This is a genomic window from Pseudonocardia sp. P1 (assembly GCF_000178675.2).
Lineage (GTDB): Bacteria > Actinomycetota > Actinomycetes > Mycobacteriales > Pseudonocardiaceae > Pseudonocardia.
In genome coordinates this window covers 2,423,720-2,445,807 of sequence record NZ_ADUJ02000001.1, presented here as the reverse complement: position 1 = coordinate 2,445,807, position 22,088 = coordinate 2,423,720, and the positions used below count along the sequence as shown (strand labels likewise).

Below are 22,088 nucleotides of genomic sequence, written 5' to 3'. Positions count from 1 at the left end.
CGCGGCGGTGCCCGCACCGGGGGACCCGGTGCTGAACATGGCCGTGTTCACCGCGTTCATCCTGTTCGCCTTCGTCCTCGTGATGCGGGTCCGGCGACGGTCGGGGGTGGCGACCTCGGACTACTACACCGCGGGGAGCCGGTTCTCCGGGACGGAGAACGGGCTCGCCCTGTCCGGCGACTTCCTCTCGGCCGCGACGTTCCTGGGCATCGTCGGCGCGGTCGCCGTCGCCGGCCCGGACGGGTACATCTACGCGGTGGTGGCCTTCGTGGCCTGGCTGGTGGCGCTGTTCTTCGTCGCCGAGCTGCTGCGCAACACCGGCCGCTACACGATGGCCGACGTCCTGGGGTACCGGTTGCGGAAGCGGCCGGTCCGGGCCGCGGCAGCCACCTCGGCGGTGGTGATCTCGACGCTCTACCTGCTCGGGCAGCTCGCCGGCGCGGGCGGTCTGATCGCGCTGCTGCTCAACGTCACCGACCGCGCCGCCCAGTCCGCGGTGATCGCCGGCGTCGGTGCGGTCGTGATCGGCTACGTCCTGGTCGGCGGCATGGCCGGCGCGACCTGGATCCAGATCGTGAAGGCCTGCCTGCTGCTCGTCACCGGCCTGGTGATGGCGGCGTTCGTGCTCGGAGCCTCCGGCCTGAGCCTGCCCGCCCTGCTCACGTCGGCGGTCGAGAACCACCCCGGCGGCGAGGCGGTCCTGCAGCCCGGGCTGCTCTACGGCGGCAGCCTCACCGCGAACCTAGACCTGCTGTCACTGGCGCTCGGGGGAGTGCTCGGGGTGGCCGGGCTCCCGCACATCATGATGCGCTTCTACACGGTTCCCGACGCCCGTCAGGCCCGGCGGTCCGTGGTGTCGGCGATCTGGATCATCGGCACGTTCTTCCTGCTGGTGCTCGTCCTCGGCTACGGCGCCACCGCGCTGGTGGGCCCGCAGGCGATCCTGGCCGCGCCCGGCGGCGTCAACTCGGCCGCGCCACTGCTGGCGCTGCAGATCGGCGGGCCGGTGCTGCTCGCGCTGGTCTCGGCGGTGGCGTTCGCGACGATCCTCGCCGTCGTCGCCGGACTCATGATCACCGCGGCCGCGGCGTTCGCGCACGACGTCTACGCGCAGCTGATCCGCAACGGCAAGGCCACCGCCGAGGAGGAGGTCCGGGTCGCGCGCCGGGTCACGCTGGTCATCGGCCTGGTCGGCATCGCGGGCGGGATCCTCGCCAACGGCCAGAACATCGCGTTCCTGGCGGCCCTGACGTTCGCCATGGCCGCGTCGGCGAACCTGCCGACCCTGCTGTACTCGCTGTTCTGGAAGCGGTTCACCACCACCGGCGCGGTGTGGAGCATCTACGGGGGACTCACGGTCACCCTGACCCTGATCGTCTTCTCGCCCGCGGTGTCGGGCACGCCGGGATCGATGCTGCCCGATCTCGACTTCGCGTGGTTCCCGCTGAGCAACCCGGGCCTGGTCTCCGTACCGGCGGGCTTCCTGCTGGGCTACCTCGGCTCGGTGCTGGGAGCCGAGCGGCCCGACGCCGCGGGCTTCGCGCAGATGTCGGTCCGGGCGCTGACCGGGGCCGGGGTGCAGCGCGCGGTGACCGGCGACGCCGCCTCCCCGCCCCCGCTCGGACGGCACCGCCCCGGTGCACCCGGCCGGGACCCGGTGGCGCAGCGCGGCCACCCGGAACCGGCGGGGGCGAGGGGCCCGGCCGCCCCGGCCCGCGGCCCCGGGCGGCCGGGGGTCCCCGGCCCGGACCCCGCGCTCCGGCTGGGCCGGGACCGGCCGTACCGCCCCGGGGAAGGCGGACCCGGCGGACCGGCCGGACCGGGCGGACCGGGCGGACCTCGGCGGTGATCCGGTGCCGGCGTCAGGCGCCGCGCAGGCGCTTCAGGGCGCCGTGCACCTTCTCGACGTCGGTGGTCTCCCAGAACGGCGGCAGGCTGGCCCGGAGGAACCCGCCGTAGCGGGCGGTCGCGATCCGCGGGTCCAGGATGGCGACGACGCCGCGGTCGTCGGTGGAGCGCAGCAGCCGGCCCGCACCCTGGGCCAGCAGCAGCGCGGCGTGCGTGGCCGAGACCGAGAGGAACCCGTTGCCGCCCCGGGAGTCGGTGGCCTTCTGCCGGGCCGCGACCAGCGGGTCGTCCGGGCGCGGGAACGGGATCCGGTCGATGATCACGCAGGAGAGCGACGGGCCGGGCACGTCGACGCCCTGCCACAGCGACAGGGTGCCGAACAGCGAGGTCTCCTCGTCCTCGGCGAACCGCTTGACCAGCAGCATCGTCGAGTCGTCGCCCTGGCAGAGCAGCGGGGTGTCGAGCTTGCCGCGCAACGCCTCGGTGGCCTGCTTCGCGGCCCGGGTGGAGGAGAACAGGCCCAGCGTGCGGCCGCCGGCGGCCCGGACGAGGCCCTCGATCTCGTCGAGCGTCTGCGGGGACAGGCCGTCGCGGCCCGGGGCGGGCAGGCGCTTCGCGAGGTAGAGGATCCCCGACTTCCCGTGCGCGAACGGGGACCCGACGTCGAGGCCCTGCCAGCGCGGGGCCTCCGGATCCTGCACCGGGCCGTGTCCCACCGGCTCACCGGGCGGCGTGTCGCCGGCCTCCTTCGGCTGCGAGGCGGGCAGGCCCCACTGCCGGGCCAGCGCGTCGAACGACCCGCCGAGGGCGAGGGTGGCCGAGGTCAGCACCGTCGTCCGGGAGTTGAACAGGCGCTCCCGCAGGAGCCCGCCCACCGACAGCGGGGCGACGCGGACCACCTTGTACCGGCTGCCGTCGGGGCCCTGCTCGCCGAGCCACACGACGTCGCGCCGCTTCGCGGGATCCGTCTCGGAGAACGTGTCGACCAGCCGGACGCAGGTCTCGGACACCTCGTCGAGCACGGCGAGGGCGAGCTTGCGGGCGGCGGCGCCGTCGGGATCGGCGTCGTCGGCGCGGCGCTGGCCTCCCATCGCCTGCCGGCAGCCCGCGGCGGCGGTGAGGATCGCGTTCAGGGCTCCCGACGCCGGGGTCGGCAGCGACTCCCAGCGGGCCGGCGGCAGATCCTCCAGGACCGCGCCGAGCCCTTCGCCGGCCTCGCTGAGCCGGTCGGCCAGTTCCTGGTCGACGAGCTTGCCGCAGCGCCGCGCCGCGGTCGCGACGGTGCCCGCGGTGAGCTCGGCGGTGGCGGCGCCGGTGACCCGGTCGACGAGCTCGTGCGCCTCGTCGACGATCACGACGTCGTGCTCGGGCAGCACCTGCGCCTCGCCCATGGCGTCGATCGCGAGCAGCGCGTGGTTGGTGACGACGATGTCCGCCCGGCCCGCCTCGGCCCGCGCCTTCTCCGCGAAGCAGTCCTCGCCGACCGGGCAGCGGCTCGCGCCCAGGCACTCCCGCGCGGTGACGGAGACCTGCCGCCACGCCGTGTCGGGGACGCCGGGGACGAGCTCGTCGCGGTCGCCGGTCTCGGTGTCGGAGGCCCAGTCGTGCAGCCGCTTCACGTTGCGGCCCAGCGCGGAGACCGCGAACGCGTCGAAGAGCTGGTCCTCGAGGGGGTCGTCGTCCATGTCGCCGTGGAGCTTGTTGAGGCACAGGTAGTTGCGGCGGCCCTTGAGGATCGCGAACGTCGGCTCCCGCCCGAGCACCTTCTTCAGGCTCGTCGCCACTCGCGGCAGGTCGCGGTCGACGAGCTGGCGCTGCAGCGCGATCGTCGCCGTGGACACGACGACCGTGGTGTCGCGGGCGATCGCGTGCCGGATCGCGGGCACCAGGTAGGCCAGCGACTTGCCGGTGCCGGTCCCGGCCTGGACGGCGAGGTGCTCGCCGGACGACAGCGACCGGCGCACGGCGTCGGCCATCCGGTCCTGGCCCTCGCGGCGGGAACCCCCCACCGAGGACACGGCGGTCTCCAACAGCTCGTGCACGCCGGGCAGGTCGCGGGTCTGCAAGGGAGCGGGCACACGAGGAGGTTACCGAGCACCCCCGACGGTCACGGTCGGACGGGGGAACCCGACACGCGCACGCTGTGTCACAGCGATGCTCACCACGTGTGATACCGAGCAGCCGGTGGCCGGTGAGCGCAGACACAGCGTCACGATGGAGGGCGTGACAGCTGCAACCACGACTGAGAACCCGACGGTTCCGCTTCCGGGCGAGTTCCCGGTGCTGATCGAGCACGAGGCGCGCTACGCCGACCTCGACCCGAGCCGGCGGATCGGCCGCGACGCGCTGGTGCGCTGGTTCGAGGACGCCCGGGTCGCCGTCGAGCGCGACACCTTCGGCGCCGACCTCGTCGCCCGCCTGCAGTCCCGGGTCCGCCTGCTCCTGGCCGCGATCCGGGTCGACGTGCTCGCCCCGCTGCGCGTCACGGGCTCCTACCGGATCGGCGTCGGCGTCTCCCACATCGGCACGACGTCGTTCTCCTACCGCTACGCCGTGTTCGCCGGTGACGAGTGCGTCGCCACCGGCGAGTCGACCTCGGTGCACACCGACGGTGAGAAGCCGGCCCCGCTGACCGACGAGGTCCGCGACGCGCTGGCCGCGCTGCGGATCGACGCCCCGGCCCCGGCCCGCCCCGAGCGCGGGGACGACCGCGCGGTCCGCGAGAACTACCCGTTCCGCTGGGACGTCCGCACCCGGTTCACCGATCTCGACACCAACCGGCACGTCAACAACGTCGCGCTGGCCTCCTGGTACCTCGACGGCCTGGCGGAGCTGCACTCCGACGTCCTCGGCTACCCGGCGGGCGGACCGCTGGACGGCCTCTCGCCGTCGTCGCTGTCGGTGCAGTACCTCGACGAGGTGCACTACCCGGGCATCTACCAGCTGCGGGTCGCGGTCTCCGAGATCGGTGAGGACACCGTCCGCTACGTCTGCGCGCTGTTCGACGAGCGCCGCCTGATCGGCCTCGCCGAGGCGGAGGGCTTCCACCACGCCCCCGGCGAGGACGGCGACCCGGTGCGGCTGGCCGAGGCGCTGGCCCCGTTCCGCTTCAGGGACTGACCCACCCCGCAGGGACCGACCCACCCCGCGTCGTGGAGCCGGACCGGCTCCACGACGCGGCCGCTCCGTCAGGCCGCCGGGACCAGCCGCACGACGACCCACTTCGAGGTGGGCGTGCCCGACTCGAGGGCCTGCGAGTCCAGCGGCACCAGCGGGTTCGTCTCCGGGTAGTACCCGGCGACACAGCCCTTCGGGGTGTCGTAGGAGACGAGCCGGAACCGCGGGGCACACCGCTCGATCCCGTCCTCCCACTCGGACACGATGTCGACGTGGTCGCCGTCGGCCAGGTCCAGCTCGCGCAGGTCGTCGGGGTTCACGAACAGCACGCGCCGGCCCGAGTAGATGCCGCGGTAGCGGTCGTCGAGGCCGTAGACCGTGGTGTTGAACTGGTCGTGGCTGCGGATCGTCTGCAGCACGAGCCGTCCCTCGGGCACCGTCGCGACCTCCAGCGGGTTGACGGTGAACACCGCCCGGCCCTGCGCGGTGGGGAAGGTGCGGGAGTCGCGCGGCGGGTGCGGCATCGTGAAGCCGCCGCGGCGGCTGATCCGCTCCTCGTAGCCCTCGCAGCCGGGCACGACGCGACCGATGCGCTCCCGGATACGGGAGTAGTCGGACGCGAAGTCCCGCCACGGGATGCCGTGGCGGTCGCCGAGCGTGGCGTGTGCGACACCGCAGAGGATGTCGACCTCGGAGCGCAGCAGCGGCCCGGCCGGCGTGGCCCTCCCGCGGGAGGCGTGCACCGCCGACATCGAGTCCTCCACCGTCACCCGCTGCACGAGCCCGCCGGTGCGGTCGGCCTCGGTGCGGCCGAGGGCGGGGAGGACGAGCGCGTCGCGACCGGCGGCCAGGTGGCTGCGGTTGAGCTTGGTCGAGATCTGCACGGTGAGGTCGGCGGACCGCAGCGCGGCCTCGGTGACCCCGGTGTCCGACATGGCCGCGGCGAAGTTGCCGCCGAGCCCGACGAAGACGCGGACGTCGCCGTCCCGCATCGCACGGACGGTGGCCGCGGCGTCGTGACCGTGCTCGCGGGGCGGGTCGAAGCCGAACTCGGTGCCGAGCGCGTCGAGGAACGCGTCGGGCGCCTTCTCCCAGATGCCCATCGTGCGGTCGCCCTGCACGTTGGAGTGGCCGCGCACCGGGCACAGGCCGGCGCCCGGCTTGCCGATCATGCCGCGGGCCAGCGTCACGTTGACGATCTCCTGGACGGTCGCGACGCCGTTGCGGTGCTGGGTGATCCCCATCGCCCAGCAGTTCACCGTCCGCTTCGACGAGGCGATGAGCCGGGCCGCCTCCTCGATCTCGGCGCGGGTCAGCCCGGTCGCGGCGAGGACCGCGTCCCAGTCGAGGTCGCGGACGTGCCCGGCCCACGCCTCGTAGCCGACGGTGTGCCCCTCGACGAACTCCCGGTCGATCACGCTGCCGGGGTCGCGCTCCTCGGCGGCGAGCAGCAGGTGCCCGATCGCCTGCCAGAACGCGAGGTCCCCGTTCGAGCGGATCTGCAGGAACAGGTCGGCCAGCTCGGTGCCCCGGCCGGCGAGCCCGGTGGGGCGCTGCGGGTTGTCGAAGCGCAGCAGCCCGGCCTCGCGCAGCGGGTTGATCGCCAGGATCGTCGCGCCGTCGCGCTTCGCGATCTCCAGGGCGGACAGCATCCGCGGGTGGTTGGTGCCCGGGTTCTGCCCGGAGACGATGATCAGGTCCGCCTCGTGGATGTCCTGCAGCGAGACCGTGCCCTTGCCGACGCCGATGGTCCGGCCGAGCCCGACCGAGGTGGACTCGTGGCACATGTTCGAGCAGTCGGGCAGGTTGTTCGTGCCGTAGGCGCGCGCGAACAGCTGGTAGACGAACGCGGCCTCGTTGGACGCCCGCCCGGAGGTGTAGAACGCCGCCGCGTCGGGTGAGGGCAACTCCCGCAGGTGCCTGCCGACCAGGGCGAACGCGTCGTCCCAGGAGATCGGCTCGTAGTGGTCGGCGCCGTCCCGGCGCACCATCGGGTGGGTGAGCCTGCCCTGGCTCTCCAGCCAGTAGTCGGTGCGCTCGTCGAGCTCGGAGATCGGGTGCTCGGCGAAGAACTCCGGCCCGACGGTGTCGCGCTGGCCCTCCCAGGAGACGGCCTTCGCCCCGTTCTCGCAGAACTCGGCGGTGTGCCGGTGTCCCTGGGGGTCGGGCCAGGCGCACGACATGCAGTCGAACCCGTCGACCTGGTTGAGGGTGAGCAGGTTCTTCGCCGTCCGGACCGGGCCCATCTGGCGCAGCGCCCGGGACATCGACACCCGCACGGCTTTCAGCCCTGCTGCGTGGTCGGCGGGGGCGCCGATGCGGAGGTCGGTCTCCTCCTCGTCGATACGGAGGTCGCCGGGTCCGTGCGGGGAAGGCGTGGCAGTCACGTCGGAAGTGTCCCATTTCCGGATCATGGCGGGTCGCTGTGCGGTGCCCGAGCGACGGCCGTCACAGCACCGCGCGGACGGCCCGCTCGAACCCGGTCACGTGCTCGCGGCAGATCGCCTCGGCCCGTGCGGCGTCGCCGTCGGCGATCGCGGTCAGCATGTCCCCGTGCTCGCCGACGTGCCGGTCGACGTGGTCGAGACGTTCCAGGAACAGGCAGTGGATCCGGGTCGCGAGGTTGTGGTGGTGGGTCAGCGTGTCCTCGAGGTAGGGGTTGCCCGCGGCCCGGTACATCGACCGGTGCACCGCGACGTCCCACCGCATCAGCTCGGTGCGACCCGTCCGTCCGGGGTCGAGCGCCCGGATCCGCTCCGCCAGCGCGCGGAGCTCCGCGCGCCGGGCGGGCGGAGCGGACTCCGCCGCCCGGCGCGCGGCCAGCGGCTCCAGTGCGGTGCGGACGTCGGAGACGTCGCGCAGGTCCGAGATGTCGACGGCCGTCGCGAACGTCCCGCGACGCGGGTAGGAGACCAGGAGCCGCTCGCTCTGCAATCTCTTGATCGCCTCCCGCACGGGGGTGCGCCCGAGGCCGAGCACGGCCGAGACGCCCTCGTCGTCGATCGGGGCCAGTGGCGGGATGACGAGCATGATCAGCTGGTCGCGGAGGGCGACGTAGGCGCGGTCGGCCATCGAGACCGGGGTGTCGAACTCCAGGAGGAGGTCGGGGTGGGCCGCGGAGTGGGGGAGCGCGGTCACCTCAGCACTCCACGATGGTGAGCGCGAGCCCGCCGCGGGCGGTCTCCTTGTACTTGTCCTTCATGTCCGCCCCGGTCTCGCGCATGGTCGTGATCGCCTTGTCCAGTGAGACGTGGTGCGTGCCGTCGCCGTGCAGCGCCATCCGGGCCGCGGTGATCGCCTTGACCGACGCCACCGCGTTGCGCTCGATGCACGGGATCTGCACCAGCCCGCCGACGGGGTCGCAGGTCAGCCCCAGGTTGTGCTCGATGCCGATCTCGGCGGCGTTCTCGACCTTCTCCGGGGTCGCGCCGATGATCTCGGCCAGCCCGGCCGCCGCCATCGCGCAGGCCGAGCCGACCTCGCCCTGGCAGCCGACCTCCGCCCCGGAGATCGAGGCGTTCTCCTTGAACAGCGCCCCCACCGCGCCCGCGGTGAGCAGGAAGCGGACGACGGCGTCGTCGTCGACACCGGGGACGAACCTCGCCGCGTAGTGCAGCACCGCGGGCACGATGCCGGCGGCGCCGTTGGTCGGGGCGGTGACCACGCGGCCGCCCGCGGCGTTCTCCTCGTTGACGGCCAGCGCGTAGAGGGTCACCCACTCCATGGCGTGCAACGCGTCCGGCTCGCCGGTCGCCGCCTCCAGGTGCGCGCGCAGCGCGGCGGCCCGGCGCCGCACGCGCAGCCCGCCGGGGAGGACGCCCCCCGTCGTCGTGCCCCGTTCGACGCACTCCTGCATCACCGACCAGATGTGCAGCAGCTCCGCGCGGACCTGCGCCTCGGTCCGCCAGGACAGCTCGTTGGCGAGCATGACCTGCGAGATCGGCAGGCCGTGCGTGCGGGTCAGGCCGAGCAGCTCGTCACCGGTGGTGAAGGGGTACGCGACCGGGGTGTCGTCCTCGACGAGGGCCGGGCCGTCCGCCGTGCCGGGGTCGAGGACGAACCCGCCACCCACCGAGTAGTACTCGCGGCGCTCGAGCACCGTGCCGTCGGCGGCGCGGGCGTGCAGCAGCATGCCGTTCGGGTGGAGGTCGAGACTCCGGTTCCGGTGCAGCACGACGTCGTCGTCGACCGCGAAGGCGATCTCGTGGGAGCCGCCGAGCCGGAGCCGGCCGTCCGCGCGGACGGCGTCGACCAGCGGGCCGGCCCGGACCGGGTCGACCAGGTGCGGCTCGTGTCCGGCCAGCCCGAGGACGACCGCCGGGACGCTGCCGTGCCCGTGCCCGGTCGCGCCCAGGGAGCCGAACAGCTCCACCCGGACCGACGCGGTCCGCGCCAGGAGATCGGACGCGGCCAGCCGGCCGACGAACAGCTGGGCGGCCCGCATGGGCCCGACGGTGTGCGAGCTCGACGGCCCGATGCCGACCTTGAACATGTCGAACACGGAGATGGTCACGAGGGCTCCCGTCGCCGCCGGACGCTGGACGTACAGAAGATACTAGATTGATATATCAAACCTGCCAAGAGTGTGCCCAGCACCGGGGCGGCGTCAGTGCGGGCGGTGCCTGCGGGGCTGCTCCATCGGGATCCCGTCCGCCGAGAGCGGTGGCGGTGGCAGGTCCGCACTGGAGGTCAGCGGAGCCGCGCCCGCCAGCGGCCTGCCCGCGGACTCCTGCAGGAACAGCACGCTGACCACGCCCACCACGCCCGCGCCGACCAGGTAGTAGCCGGGCCAGTCGAGATCACCGGTGGTGGTCACGGCGGTCTCGATGATCGTGGGCGCGGTACCGGCGAAGATCGAGACGAACAGGTTGAAGACGACACCGAGGCCGCCGTATCGGACCATCGTGGGGAACTGCGCGGGCAGCGTCGAGGGGGCGACGGCGGCGAAGCACGCCAGGATCGTGCCCACCATCAGCAGGCCGATCGTCTGGCCGAGCAGGCCGTCGCGCATCAGCCACACCGCGGGCAGGCCCAGCACGACCAGGGCGAGGCCGCCCGTCATGAGGATCGGCCTGCGGCCGATCCGGTCGCTCAGCCTGCCGACCGGGACGACGATGCCGAGCACGAACAGCATCACCGCCACCTGCATGGCCCCGGCGGCGGCGCCGGTCGCGCCGTCCTCGCCGTAGCGGGGCAGGGTGCTCGTCAGGTAGGTCGGCATGTAGTTGGTGAGCACGTAGTTGGTGACGTTCCACGCGACGACGAGGCCGCCGGCCACCAGTGCCGGGGCCCGGTACCGGGTGAGCAGGATCTGCATCGCGCGCCGGTAGGGCATCGTCGAGAGGGCGGGGGAGCGGTCCATGAGCTGGCGGAAGGCCGGGGTGTCCTCCAGGCGCATCCGCAGGTAGATGCCGGCGACGCCCAGCGGCAGGGCGAGGACGAAGGGGATCCGCCAGCCCCAGGCGAGGAGGTCCTCCTCGGGCAGCACGGCGACCACCGTGCCGCAGACACCGGCCCCGAGTGTGTAGCCGGTGATCGTGCCGAACTCCAGCCAGCTGCCGAAGAACCCGCGCCGCCGGTCCGGTGCGTACTCGGCGACGAGGGTGAGCGCGCCGGTGTACTCGCCGCCGGCCGAGAAGCCCTGCAGCATCCGGATGAACAGCACCAGCAGCGGCGCCGCGATCCCGATCGTGTCGTGGCTCGGCACCAGGCCCAGCGCGAGGGTGGCCACCGTCATCAGCAGCACGGTGAAGGAGAGGACCCGGGTCCGTCCGATCCGGTCACCGAGCGGGCCGAACACGAACCCGCCCAGCGGGCGCACGACGAAGGCCGCCGCGAACGTGCCCAGGGTCAGCACGCCCGACCACTCGCCGGCCTCCGGGAAGAGCACCCGGTTCAGCACGACCGCGGCGAGGTAGGAGAAGAGCCCGAAGTCGTACCACTCGGCCACGTTCCCGATCGACGCCGCGGTGGCCGCGCGGCGGACCGTGCGCTCCTCCTCGACCGCGGGAGCGGGCCCGCCCCGCGGGCGTCTCCGCGGGCTGCTGGTCATGGGGTCCCTTCCGGCGCTGGAGGCACGTCGCGGCGCAGTGTCGCAACCCGGCCATCGTGGCCGACATGTCGTACGTGGTCCATCAGTGATATATCTTTCATCCGGTCGGCGGGGTCGTGCGGTCCGTGGCGCCGTGTGATCCCCCGTCCGTCCCCGTCGTCGTCCGATGGCGAGCTGGTGAGCCGTGTCCCGAGTGGATCCCCTGGTGGCCGACCCCTTGTGCGACAGCCGGAGTCGATCCGGTGCGCCGGGCGGTCCCCGTGCGGCCGTCCGGGCGCCCGGACAGTCGGCCGACGCGGGGGACCCGTGTGTCACCGGTCTGCTCCGGACGTGTGACGCCGGTGTTTCGGCTGCTCCGGACCCGGTCGTGCGGCGAAATCACTCGTTGACGACCGGCAGTGCCGGCCCCATCCTACGGTTGCGCATGAGATGGCGAGTTTCGCGATAGGCAACACGGGAGGAACCATGATCTTCGTGGGCGAGCTGTCCGACATCCCGGTCGGAGAGTCCGTTCGTGTCCTGGGGACGGTGGCGATCGCGGTGTTCAATGTCGACGGCGAGCTCTTCGCCATCGACGACACCTGCACCCACCAGGACGCCTCGCTGTCCGACGGCTGGCTCGAGGGCTGCGCGGTCGAGTGCCCGCTGCACGCGGCCTGCTTCGACCTCCGCACCGGCCGGCCGAGCGGCCCGCCCGCCAAGACACCCGTCCGCACCCATGCCGTGGTCGTCGACGACGGCCGGGTCTTCGTCGACGAGTCCGTCCCGGCCGGAGCCGAGACGGCCGGGCTGGCGACCGGGGTCGCGCCCTGATGCGCGACGTGACCGTGGTCGGGGCCTCGCTCGCCGGGCTCGCGACCGTCCGGGCGTTGCGCGAGCAGGGCTTCGACGGCCGGATCGTGGTCGTGGGCGACGAGAAGCACGCCCCGTACGACCGGCCCCCGCTGTCGAAGGAGTTCCTCGCGGGCACCGCGTCCGAGGAGGACATCGCGCTCGCCGGGCCGGACGACGCCGAGCCGGCGGCCGAGTGGCGGCTCGGCCGCACGGCGATCGCGCTCGACGGTCCGGGCCGGGTCGTCACCCTCGACGACGGTGAGCGCCTGGCCTCCGACGCCGTCGTCCTCGCCACGGGGGCCCGGGCCCGCACCCTCCCGGGCGAGCTCCCCCGGGGGGTGCACAGCCTGCGCACCCTCGACGACGCCCGCGCCCTGCGGGCCGATCTCGTGCCGGGCAGGCGGCTGGTCGTGATCGGAGCCGGGTTCGTCGGCGCCGAGGTCGCGTCGACCGCGGCCGGGCTCGGGCTCGACGTCGACGTCGTCGAGGCCGCCCCGGTCCCGCTGCACCGCGCGCTCGGTCCGGAGCTGGGGGCCGCCTGCGGCCTCCTGCACGAGCACAACGGGGTGCGCCTGCACCGGGGGACCGGCGTCGCCGGGCTCGGCGGGTCGCCCCGGGTGACCGTCGTCCGGCTCGACGACGGCCGGGAGCTCCCGGCCGACGTGGTGGTGGCCGGCATCGGTGCCGCGCCCAACGTGGAGTGGCTGGCGGGTTCCGGGCTGGAGCTCGACGACGGGGTCGTCACCGACTCCCGCGGGATGACGGCGCTGCCCGGGGTCGTCGCGGTCGGGGACTGTGCCCGGACGCACCGCGACTACACCGGGAGCCGGCTGCGGCTGGAGCACTGGACCAACGCCCTGCAGCAACCCGCGGTCGCCATCGCGGCGCTGCTCGGGACCACGCACACGCTGCCGTCGCACCACGCCGTGCCCTACTTCTGGTCCGACCAGTACGGCCACCGGATCCAGTTCGCCGGGCACCGCGCGGCGGACGGGACGGTCCGGGTGGAGGAGGGCGACCCCGCGGAGCCCGCGGCGGGTCTCCTGGCGCTCTTCCTGGACGCCGCGGGCGAGCCCGTCGGCGTCGTCGGGATCGACCGGCCCCGCCCGTTCGGCCGGTGGCGCCGGGAGCTGGCCGGACGCCTGTAGCCGGTGGTCGCGCGTGTGGTGCAGGTCCCCGGCGGGCCTGCACCACACGCATGCCCGGGGCCCGCAGCAGGCCGCCCGGCGATGCGTCCGAGTCGCCCCTGACGGCCTCTTGACCGTGCAGAACCAGGCGTGCCAGTCTCGTGCGTGTTGATATATCAATCCTCTCGTTCAGATATGTGGAGGTGGCCATGACGACGTCCGCCGTGGACCGGATCGGGACCGGGCCGGGTGCGTCCACCGGCCCGCTGGACGGGTCGCTGCAGCACACCGACCCCGAGGTGCACGCCGCCGTCGCCGCCGAGCTCGGCCGCCAGCGGCGGACCCTGGAGATGATCGCCAGCGAGAACTTCGCGCCGCAGGCGGTCATGGAGGCGCAGGGGTCGGTCCTGACCAACAAGTACGCCGAGGGCTACCCGGGCCGGCGCTACTACGGCGGCTGCGAGCACGTCGACGTGATCGAGCAGCTGGCGATCGACCGGTTGACGGAGCTCTTCGGGGCCGGGTTCGCGAACGTCCAGCCGCACTCCGGGGCGCAGGCCAACGCCGCAGCGATGGCCGCGCTGCTCGACCCGGGCGACACGATCCTCGGCCTGGACCTCGCCCACGGCGGGCACCTCACACACGGGATGCGGCTGAACTTCTCGGGCCGGCTCTACGACGTCGCGGCGTACCACGTCCGCCCCGACGACCACCGGGTCGACATGGACGAGGTCGAGCGCCTGGCCCACGAGCGACGGCCGAAGCTGATCGTCGCCGGGTGGTCGGCGTACCCGCGGCACCTCGACTTCGCCGCGTTCCGGCGGATCGCCGACGCCGTCGGCGCGTACCTGATGGTCGACATGGCGCACTTCGCCGGGCTCGTCGCCGCCGGGCTGCACCCGTCGCCGGTGCCGTACGCCGACGTCGTCACCAGCACCACCCACAAGACCCTCGGCGGCCCGCGCGGGGGCGTGATCCTCGCCAGGGCGGAGCTCGCGAAGAAGCTGAACTCGACGGTCTTCCCGGGGCAGCAGGGCGGCCCGCTGGAGCACGTGATCGCCGCCAAGGCCGTGGCGTTCCGGCTCGCCGGGACGCCCGCGTTCGCCGAGCGCCAGCAGCGCACGCTCGACGGCGCGCAGCTCATCGCGTCCCGGTTGCTCGACGAGTCCGGCGTCGGCGTCGTCTCCGGGGGTACCGACGTGCACCTCGTCCTGGTCGACCTGCGCGAGTCCGAACTCGACGGCAAGCAGGCCGAGGACCGGCTGCACCGGGTCGGGATCACCGTCAACCGCAACGCCGTCCCGTTCGACCCCCGGCCGCCGATGGTCAGCTCAGGCCTCCGGATCGGCACCCCCGCCCTCGCCGCCCGTGGCTTCGGCGCCGGCGAGTTCGCCGAGGTCGCCGACGTCATCGCCCGCACGCTGCGCCCGGGCGTCACCGGGTCCGAGCTGGACGTCCTGTCCGGCCGCGTCACCGCACTCGCCGACCGCCACCCCCTCTACCCGGAGCTCTGACGCCGTGAGCACCACGACCGCGACCGCCGGCGACCCTCCCGGCGCGGACCTGCCCGAGCACTCCGACTTCCTCTGGCGCAACCCGGAGCCGAAGCGCTCCTACGACGTCGTGATCGTCGGCGGCGGCGGGCACGGCCTGGCCACCGCCCACTACCTGGTGCGCAACCACGGGATCACCAACGTGGCGGTCCTGGAGAAGGGCTGGCTGGCCGGCGGGAACATGGCCCGCAACACCACCCTGATCCGGTCCAACTATCTCCTGGACGAGTCGGCGTTCGTCTACGAGCACGCCCTGAAGCTGTGGGAGGGGCTGGAGGAGGACCTCGACTACCCGATCCTGTTCTCCCAGCGCGGGGTGCTCAACCTCGCCCACACCGAGCAGGACGTCCGCGACTCGGTCCGCCGGGTCGAGGCGAACAGGCTCAACGGGATCGACGCCGAGTACCTCGGCCCGGACGACGTCGCGAAGATCTGCCCGATCCTGAACGTCTCCGACGACATCCGCTACCCGGTGCTCGGCGCGACCTACCAGCCGCGGGCCGGGATCGCCAAGCACGACTACGTGGCCTGGGGCTTCGGCCGCCGGGTCGACGAGGCGGGGGTGGACCTCATCCAGGACTGCGAGGTCCTGGACTTCCTCACCGAGGGCGACGTCGGTGACGGCACCGCCCGGGTCACCGGCATCCGCACGTCCCGCGGCGACATCGCCTGCGGGCAGGTCGCGCTCTGCGCGGCCGGGCACACCTCCACGCTGCTCGACCGGCTCGGGGTGCGCACGCCGCTGCAGTCGCACCCGCTGCAGGCCCTGGTCTCCGAGCTGCTCGAGCCGGTGCACCCGACGATCGTCATGTCCAACGCGGTGCACGTGTACGTCTCCCAGGCGCACAAGGGCGAGCTGGTGATGGGCGCCGGCGTGGACTCCTACAACGGCTACGGGCAGCGCGGGGCCTTCCACGTCATCGAACGGCAGATGGCCGCCGCCGTCGAGCTGTTCCCGGTCTTCGCCAGGGCGCACCTGCTGCGCAGCTGGGCCGGGATCGTCGACGTCACCCCGGACGCCTCGCCGATCGTCGGCCGGACCCCCTACGCGAACGTGCTGGTCAACTCCGGCTGGGGGACCGGTGGCTTCAAGGTCACCCCCGGCCTGGGCTGGTGCCTCGCGCACACGATCGCCACCGGCGAGCTGCACCCCCACATCGCCCCGTTCGCCCTCGACCGGTTCGTCACCGGCGCGCTCGTCGACGAGCACGGCGCCGCCGGCGTCGCCCACTGACCCCGCACCGTCCACACAGGAGCCCACCGTGCAACTGATCACCTGCCCGTGGTGCGGGCCCCGCGAGGAGCTCGAGTTCCACTACGGCGGCCAGGCCCACGTCGCCTACCCGGAGGACCCCCAGGAGCTGACCGACGAGCAGTGGGCCCACTTCGTGTTCTTCCGGGACAACCCGAAGGGGCCCTTCCCGGAGCGCTGGGTGCACGGCGCCGGATGCCGGCGCTGGTTCAACGCCGTCCGCGACACCCGTACCTACCAGTTCCTCGCGGTCTACCGGATCGGCGAGGCCCAGCCGCAGATCCCGGGGGCCACCACATGAGCCGCGTCCACGGCTACGGCCGCGTCGACCGCACCCGCACCGTCGCCTTCACCTTCGACGGCACCACCTACACCGGCCACCCCGGGGACACGCTCGCGTCGGCGCTGCTCGCGCACGGTGTCCGCGCCGTCGGCAGCAGCGTCACGCTCGGCAGGCCGCGCGGGATCGGTGCCGCCTGGACCGACGACCCGACCGGCCTCGTGCAGATCGAGGAGCCCTTCCCCGAGCCGATGCTGCAGGCCGCGGTGGTCGAGATCCACGACGGCCTGGTCGCCTGCGGGGTGAACGGCCGGGGCCGGCTCGCCGCCGTCGCCGACACCGCCCGCTACGACCACCGCCACGCGCACTGCGACACCCTCGTGATCGGGGCGGGCCCGGCCGGGCTGCTCGCCGCCCGCACCGCCGCGCGGCGGGGTGACCGCGTCGTCCTGGTCGACGACCGCCCGGAGGCCGGCGGCAGCGTGGCGCCGACCGACCGCATCGACGGCCGGGCGACCCTGCGCTTCGTCGCCGACGTCGTCGCCGAGCTCGACCGGCACCCCGAGGTCCTGCACCTGCAACGCACCACCGCGTTCGGCCACTACGACGACGGGTTCGTGCTGGCGCTGGAGCGGCGCACGACAGGAACGAGCACCGAGCACCGGGGGACCGACGAACCGCGGAACCGGTCCCGGCAACGGGTGCACCGGATCCGGGCCGGGCGGGTCGTCGTCGCGGCCGGTGCGATCGAGCGCCCGGTCGCCTTCGCCGACAACGACCGCCCCGGGATCATGCTCGCCTCCGCGGCGCGTGAGTACCTGCACCGCTACGGCGTGCTCGCCGGGCAGGAGATCGCGGTCTTCACCACCGACGACGCCGCCTACGCCGCGGCCGCCGACCTCGCCGGTGCCGGGGCCCGGGTCACCCTGCTCGACGCCCGCGGCACCGCCCCCGCCGAGCGCGCCGCGACCTGCCGCGAGGCCGGTGTCGAGGTCCGCACCGGCACCGTCGTGGTGGGCACCGACGGCGGCGCCGACGGTGCCGTCACCGCCGCGCACACGGCGGGCCCGGACGGCGCCGGGACGGTCCCGTGCGACCTGCTGCTCGTCTCCGGTGGCTGGACGCCGTCCGCGCACCTGTTCAGCCACGTCCGCGGTGAGCTCGTGTACGACCCGGCACTCGGGGCCTTCCGGCCGGGCCCGGCGCTCGCCGGCACCGAGGTCGTCGGCGCCGCGAACGGCACGCTCGACCTGGCCGGATGCCTGTTCGAGGGTGCCGGGGGCGACGCCCCGAGCGTGCCGCCGGAGCCGCCCCGCACGCCCACCGCGGTGCTGTGGCGGACTCCGGGCGACCCGGCCCGCCAGTTCGTCGACCTCCAGCGCGACGCGACCGTCGCCGACATCGAGCGTGCCGTCGGCGCCGGCATGCGGTCGGTCGAGCACGTGAAGCGCTACACCACCATCGGCACCGCACACGACCAGGGCCGGACCTCCGGGATGATCGCCTCGGGGATCACCGCCGAGCTGCTCGGCCGCCCGGACGGCGACCTCGGGACCACGACGTTCCGCCCGCCGTTCACCCCGGTCGCGTTCGCCGCGCTGGCCGGACGCGAGCGCGGTGTGCTGTTCGACCCGGTCCGCACGACCGCCGTGCACCCCTGGCACGTCGCGCACGGCGCGGTGTTCGAGGACGTCGGGCAGTGGAAGCGCCCGCGCTACTACCCGCACCCCGGTGAGGACATGGACACCGCGGTGCTGCGCGAGTGCGCGGCCGTGCGGCGCGACGTCGGGATCCTCGACGGCTCCACCCTCGGCAAGATCGACGTGCAGGGCCCGGACGCCGGCGAGCTGCTCGACCGCGTCTACACGAACATGATGAGCACCCTGAAGGTCGGCCGGGTGCGCTACGGCGTCATGTGCGGCAACGACGGCATGGTCGTCGACGACGGCACCGTCCTGCGGATCGGTCCGGAGCGGTTCCTGCTCACCACTACCACCGGCAACGCCGCCGCCGTCCTCGACAGCCTCGAGGACTGGGTCCAGACCGAGTGGCCGGACCTGCGGGTGCACCTCGCGTCGGTCACCGAGCACTGGTCGGTGTTCCCGGTCGTCGGCCCGCGCTCGCGGGAGCTGATCGCCGAGGTCTTCCGCGACCTCGACGTCTCGAACGACGCCTTCGGGTTCATGAGCTGGCAGGACACCACGCTCGACGGGGTCCCGGTCCGGCTCGCCCGGATCTCCTTCTCCGGCGAGCTGGCCTACGAGGTGAACGTCGACTCCCGCTACGGCCTCGCGCTGTGGGAGCGGCTCGTCACCGTCGGGGCGCTCTGGGGGATCACCCCGTACGGGACCGAGACGATGCACGTCCTCCGCGCCGAGAAGGGCTACCCGATCATCGGCCAGGACACCGACGGCACGGTCTCCCCGCACGACCTCGGCATGAGCTGGGCGGTGTCGAAGAAGAAGGAGGACTTCGTCGGGAAGCGGTCCTTCACCCGCGCCGAGAACCTCGATCCGCTGCGCAAGCAGCTCGTCGGCCTCCTCCCGACCGACTCCGCCACCCGGCTGCCCGAGGGGTCGCAGATCGTCGAGTTCGCCGCCGACGGCGCCCTGCCGCCGCCCCCGGTACCGATGCTCGGCCACGTCACCTCCAGCTACCACAGCGCCGAGCTGGCCCGGCCGTTCGCGCTCGCACTGGTCGCGGGCGGCCGGGACCGGATCGGCGACGTCGTGCACGTCCCGTACCGCGGCGCGCTCGTCCCGGTGGAGATCACCGGAAGCGTCCTCGTCGACCCGGAAGGAGCCCGCCGTGACGGCTGAGACCCGCCCGCTGGAACCCGCCCGCCCCCTGGAGGCGTGGGAGCCGGAGTTCACCGCGCTGGCCCGGGAGACCGGCGGCGACCTGACGATCGAGGTCGAGGACGTCGGGCTGGCCACGAACCTTCGGCTGGACCCGGAGTCCCGCACCCGCGCCGTGGCGTCCGCGCTGCTCGGCGCGGAGATCCCGACCCGGCCGAACACCTGGGTCTCGACGTCCGACGGCGAGATCGTCTGGCTCGGCCCGGACGAGTGGCTCGTCACCAGCCGGCACGCCCGCCCGCACGCGGGGGAGGAGTCGCTGCGCTCGGTCGTCGCCGAGCACGGCGGGTCGGCCGTCGACGTGTCCGGGCAGCGGGTCGTGCTGCGGCTCCGCGGCCGCCTCGCCCGCGAGCTGCTCGCCCTCGGGTGCGCGCTCGACCTGCACCCGTCCGAGTTCCCGGCCGGCCGCTGCGCGCAGACCGTCGTCGCGCAGACCGGCGTGATCCTGGTGGCCCTCGGCCACGCCGACGACTACCTGCTGCACGTCCGCCCGTCGTTCGCCGGCCACCTCGCCGACCGGCTGCTCGACGCGGCGACCGAGTTCCGGGCCGCCCCAGCGCGGTGACCCGCCACCTCTCACCGGGCCGCCCGCCGCCCGCGCGGCCCGGTGAAGAACAGGAGACCACCATGAACACGACCTCCCGTGTCGTCGTCATCGGAGCCGGGATCGTCGGGACCAACCTGGCGGACGAGCTCACCGCACGCGGCTGGACCGACGTCACCGTCGTCGACCAGGGGCCGCTGCCCCTGACCGGCGGATCCACCTCGCACGCCCCCGGGCTGGTCTTCCAGACCACCGGCTCGAAGACCATGACCGCCTTCGCGACCTACACCGTCGAGAAGCTGACGGGCCTCGACACCGGCGACGGCGACGGCGGGTGGTGCTTCAACCAGGTCGGGGGCCTGGAGGTCGCGACCACCCCGGAGCGCCTCGCCGACCTGCACCGCAAGCAGGGCTGGGCGGTGTCCCGGGGCGTGCCGGCCACCGTCGTCGGGCCGGACGAGTGCGCCCGGCTGCACCCGCTCCTCGACCGCGACCGGGTGCTCGGCGGGCTGCACACCCCGACCGACGGCCTCGCCAAGGCGTCCCGCGCGGTCGTCGCCCTGACCCGGCGGGCGCAGGCCCGCGGCGCGGTGTTCCGCGGCTCCACCCGGGTCACCGGCATCGCGCAGGCCGGCGGCCGGGTGACCGGGGTCGAGACCGACGCCGGGGACACGATCCCAGCCGACGTCGTCGTGTCCTGCGCCGGGTTCTGGGGCCGCGAGCTGGGGAAGCTCGTCGGGATGCGGGTGCCGCTGCTGCCGCTGGCCCACCAGTACGCGCGCACCGGGCAGGTGGAGGACCTCGTCGGCCGCAACGACGAGCGGATCGAGGCCCGGATGCCGATCCTGCGCCACCAGGACGCCGACCTCTACTACCGCGAGCACAACGACTGCATCGGGATCGGCTCCTACGCGCACCGTCCGATGCCCGTCTCGATCGCCGAGCTGCCCGAGATCGGCGACGACGTCAGCGAGTCGGCCCAGCCCTCGATGCTGCCCTTCACCGAGGAGGACTTCGCAGCCCAGTGGGAGCAGAGCCGCGCGCTCCTGCCCGCGCTGCGGTCCGCGAAGGTCGAGACCGGGTTCAACGGCGTCTTCTCCTTCACCCCGGACGGCGGCCCGCTGATCGGGGAGTCGGCCGAGGTCGCCGGCTTCTGGATCGCCGAGGCCGTGTGGGTCACGCACTCGTCCGGTGTCGCCAGGGCGGTGGCCCAGCTGCTCACCGACGGCCGCAGCGACCTCGACCTGCACGGCTGCGACGTGCACCGGTTCGACGAGATCGAGACCACCGACGCCTACGTCGACGAGACCTCCCAGCAGAACTTCGCCGAGATCTACGACGTCCTGCACCCGCTGCAGCCCAAGCTGTCCCCGCGCGACGTGCGGGTCAGCCCGTTCCACGCCCGGCAGCGCGAGCTCGGCGCGTTCTTCCTCCAGGCGCACGCCTGGGAGCGCCCGCACTGGTACGAGGCGAACGCCGGCCTGGTGAAGGACCTGCCGCACGACTGGCGTCCGCCGTCGCGCGACCCGTGGTCGGCGATGTTCCACTCGCCGGTCGTCGCGGTCGAGGCGTGGAAGACCCGGACCGCCGTCGCGATGTACGACATGACCCCGCTCAAGCGGCTCGAGGTCACCGGGCCCGGCGCCTGCGCGTTCCTCGACGGGCTCGTCACCGGGAAGATGGACAAGTCGGTCGGCTCGGTGACCTACACCCTCATGCTCGACGAGGCGGGTGGTGTCCGCAGCGATCTCACCGTCGCGCGGCTCGGCGAGCAGCTGTTCCAGGTCGGGGCGAACTCCCACCTCGATCTCGACCACCTGCGCCGGGCACTCCCGGCCGACGGGAGCGCCCGGGTCCGGGACATCACCGGCGGGACCTGCTGCATCGGGGTGTGGGGCCCGCTCGCGCGGGACCTCGTCCAGCCGCTGACCGGCGACGACCTCTCGCACGAGGGCCTGAAGTTCTTCCGCGCACGGGCCGCGCACATCGCCGGGATCCCGGTGACCGTGATGCGGCTGTCCTACGTCGGCGAGCTCGGCTGGGAGATCTACACCGGCGCCGAGTACGGGCAGAAGCTGTGGGACGTGCTGTACGCGGCGGGGCGCCCGCTCGGCGTCGTCGCAGCAGGGCGGGCCGCGTTCAACAGCCTCCGGCTGGAGAAGGGCTACCGCTCCTGGGGTGCGGACATGACCACCGAGCACGACCCGTACGAGGCCGGTCTGGGTTTCGCGGTACGGCCGCAGACCAAGGGCGACTTCGTCGGGCGCGCCGCGGTGGAGGCGCTCGACCCGGAGGCGGTCACCCGGCGGCTGACCTGCCTGACCGTCGACGACGGCCGCAGCGTCGTCCTCGGCCACGAGGTCGTGCTGGTCGACGGCGAGCCCGCCGGTTACGTCACCTCGGCCGCGTACGCCTACACGCTCGGCGCCCCGGTGGCGTACGCCTGGCTGCCGGCCGGGCTGCCGGTCGGGGCCGGCGTCGAGATCCAGTACTTCGACCGCCGGATCCCGGCGTCGGTCGCGGCCGAGCCGCTGGTCGACCCGGAGATGACCCGCATCCGGCGCTGACCCGCCGGACCCTGCCCGCCGAACCCTGCCCGCCGCACCGCCTGCCCGCCGCACAG

Annotated in this window: 14 protein-coding genes and 1 pseudogene; 10 read left to right on the top strand and 5 right to left on the bottom strand. The window is 73.7% G+C overall.

Annotated features, from left to right (window positions below; genetic code table 11):
* Positions 1 to 37 precede the first annotated feature (37 nt).
* Positions 38 to 1,591 (top strand): annotated as a pseudogene (locus PP1_RS10770) (solute symporter family protein); the annotation flags it as partial.
* 271 nt (positions 1,592 to 1,862) lie between these two features.
* Here PP1_RS10770 and PP1_RS10765 read toward each other — a convergent pair.
* Positions 1,863 to 3,926, bottom strand: coding sequence for an ATP-dependent DNA helicase (locus PP1_RS10765; protein WP_033200457.1), 2,064 nt, complete (start codon positions 3,924 to 3,926; stop codon positions 1,863 to 1,865).
* A 145-nt stretch (positions 3,927 to 4,071) separates the two neighbouring features.
* Here PP1_RS10765 and PP1_RS10760 point away from each other — a divergent pair, with 145 nt between their 5' ends.
* Positions 4,072 to 4,968: a thioesterase family protein gene (locus PP1_RS10760; protein WP_145984109.1), complete on the top strand. Its 897-nt coding sequence runs from the start codon at positions 4,072 to 4,074 to the stop codon at positions 4,966 to 4,968.
* A gap of 68 nt (positions 4,969 to 5,036) precedes the next feature.
* On the opposite strand, the gene PP1_RS10755 is transcribed toward PP1_RS10760, so the two are convergent.
* From PP1_RS10755 to PP1_RS10740, 4 genes are all read right to left on the bottom strand, one after another.
* Entirely contained in the window at positions 5,037 to 7,352 is a 2,316-nt protein-coding gene (locus PP1_RS10755) for an FdhF/YdeP family oxidoreductase (protein WP_010240848.1), read from the bottom strand.
* 61 nt (positions 7,353 to 7,413) lie between these two features.
* Complete coding sequence (locus tag PP1_RS10750) at positions 7,414 to 8,103, bottom strand: GntR family transcriptional regulator (RefSeq protein ID WP_010240846.1); 690 nt, start codon at positions 8,101 to 8,103, stop codon at positions 7,414 to 7,416.
* Position 8,104: 1 nt separating this feature from the next.
* Entirely contained in the window at positions 8,105 to 9,478 is a 1,374-nt protein-coding gene (locus tag PP1_RS10745; RefSeq protein ID WP_010240844.1) for an L-serine ammonia-lyase, read from the bottom strand.
* A 93-nt stretch (positions 9,479 to 9,571) separates the two neighbouring features.
* The gene (locus PP1_RS10740; protein WP_010240843.1) at positions 9,572 to 11,017 is read right to left on the bottom strand and encodes an MFS transporter; all 1,446 of its coding nucleotides are present in this window, start codon (positions 11,015 to 11,017) and stop codon (positions 9,572 to 9,574) included.
* A 465-nt stretch (positions 11,018 to 11,482) separates the two neighbouring features.
* On the opposite strand from PP1_RS10740, the gene PP1_RS10735 reads away from it, so the two are divergent.
* The 8 genes from PP1_RS10735 (at position 11,483) to PP1_RS10700 (ending at position 22,032) form a co-directional block, all read left to right on the top strand.
* Entirely contained in the window at positions 11,483 to 11,830 is a 348-nt protein-coding gene (locus PP1_RS10735) for a bifunctional 3-phenylpropionate/cinnamic acid dioxygenase ferredoxin subunit (RefSeq protein ID WP_010240842.1), read from the top strand.
* Entirely contained in the window at positions 11,830 to 12,999 is a 1,170-nt protein-coding gene (locus tag PP1_RS10730) for an NAD(P)/FAD-dependent oxidoreductase (RefSeq protein WP_010240841.1), read from the top strand. The genes PP1_RS10735 and PP1_RS10730 overlap by 1 nt, the downstream gene beginning before the upstream one ends.
* Positions 13,000 to 13,187: 188 nt before the next feature.
* Positions 13,188 to 14,492, top strand: coding sequence for a serine hydroxymethyltransferase (gene glyA / locus PP1_RS10725; RefSeq protein WP_082538351.1), 1,305 nt, complete (start codon positions 13,188 to 13,190; stop codon positions 14,490 to 14,492).
* 4 nt (positions 14,493 to 14,496) lie between these two features.
* The gene (locus PP1_RS10720) at positions 14,497 to 15,765 is read left to right on the top strand and encodes a sarcosine oxidase subunit beta family protein (RefSeq protein WP_010240839.1); all 1,269 of its coding nucleotides are present in this window, start codon (positions 14,497 to 14,499) and stop codon (positions 15,763 to 15,765) included.
* Positions 15,766 to 15,793: 28 nt separating this feature from the next.
* Positions 15,794 to 16,084, top strand: a complete 291-nt coding sequence (locus PP1_RS10715; protein ID WP_010240838.1) for a sarcosine oxidase subunit delta — start codon at positions 15,794 to 15,796, stop codon at positions 16,082 to 16,084.
* Positions 16,081 to 18,882, top strand: a complete 2,802-nt coding sequence (locus PP1_RS10710; RefSeq protein ID WP_075314008.1) for a 2Fe-2S iron-sulfur cluster-binding protein — start codon at positions 16,081 to 16,083, stop codon at positions 18,880 to 18,882. Before PP1_RS10715 ends, PP1_RS10710 begins: the two co-directional genes overlap by 4 nt.
* Positions 18,872 to 19,486: a sarcosine oxidase subunit gamma gene (locus PP1_RS10705; protein ID WP_010240836.1), complete on the top strand. Its 615-nt coding sequence runs from the start codon at positions 18,872 to 18,874 to the stop codon at positions 19,484 to 19,486. Before PP1_RS10710 ends, PP1_RS10705 begins: the two co-directional genes overlap by 11 nt.
* A 62-nt stretch (positions 19,487 to 19,548) precedes the next feature.
* Positions 19,549 to 22,032, top strand: a complete 2,484-nt coding sequence (locus tag PP1_RS10700; RefSeq protein ID WP_010240833.1) for a GcvT family protein — start codon at positions 19,549 to 19,551, stop codon at positions 22,030 to 22,032.
* Positions 22,033 to 22,088: the final 56 nt, after the last annotated feature.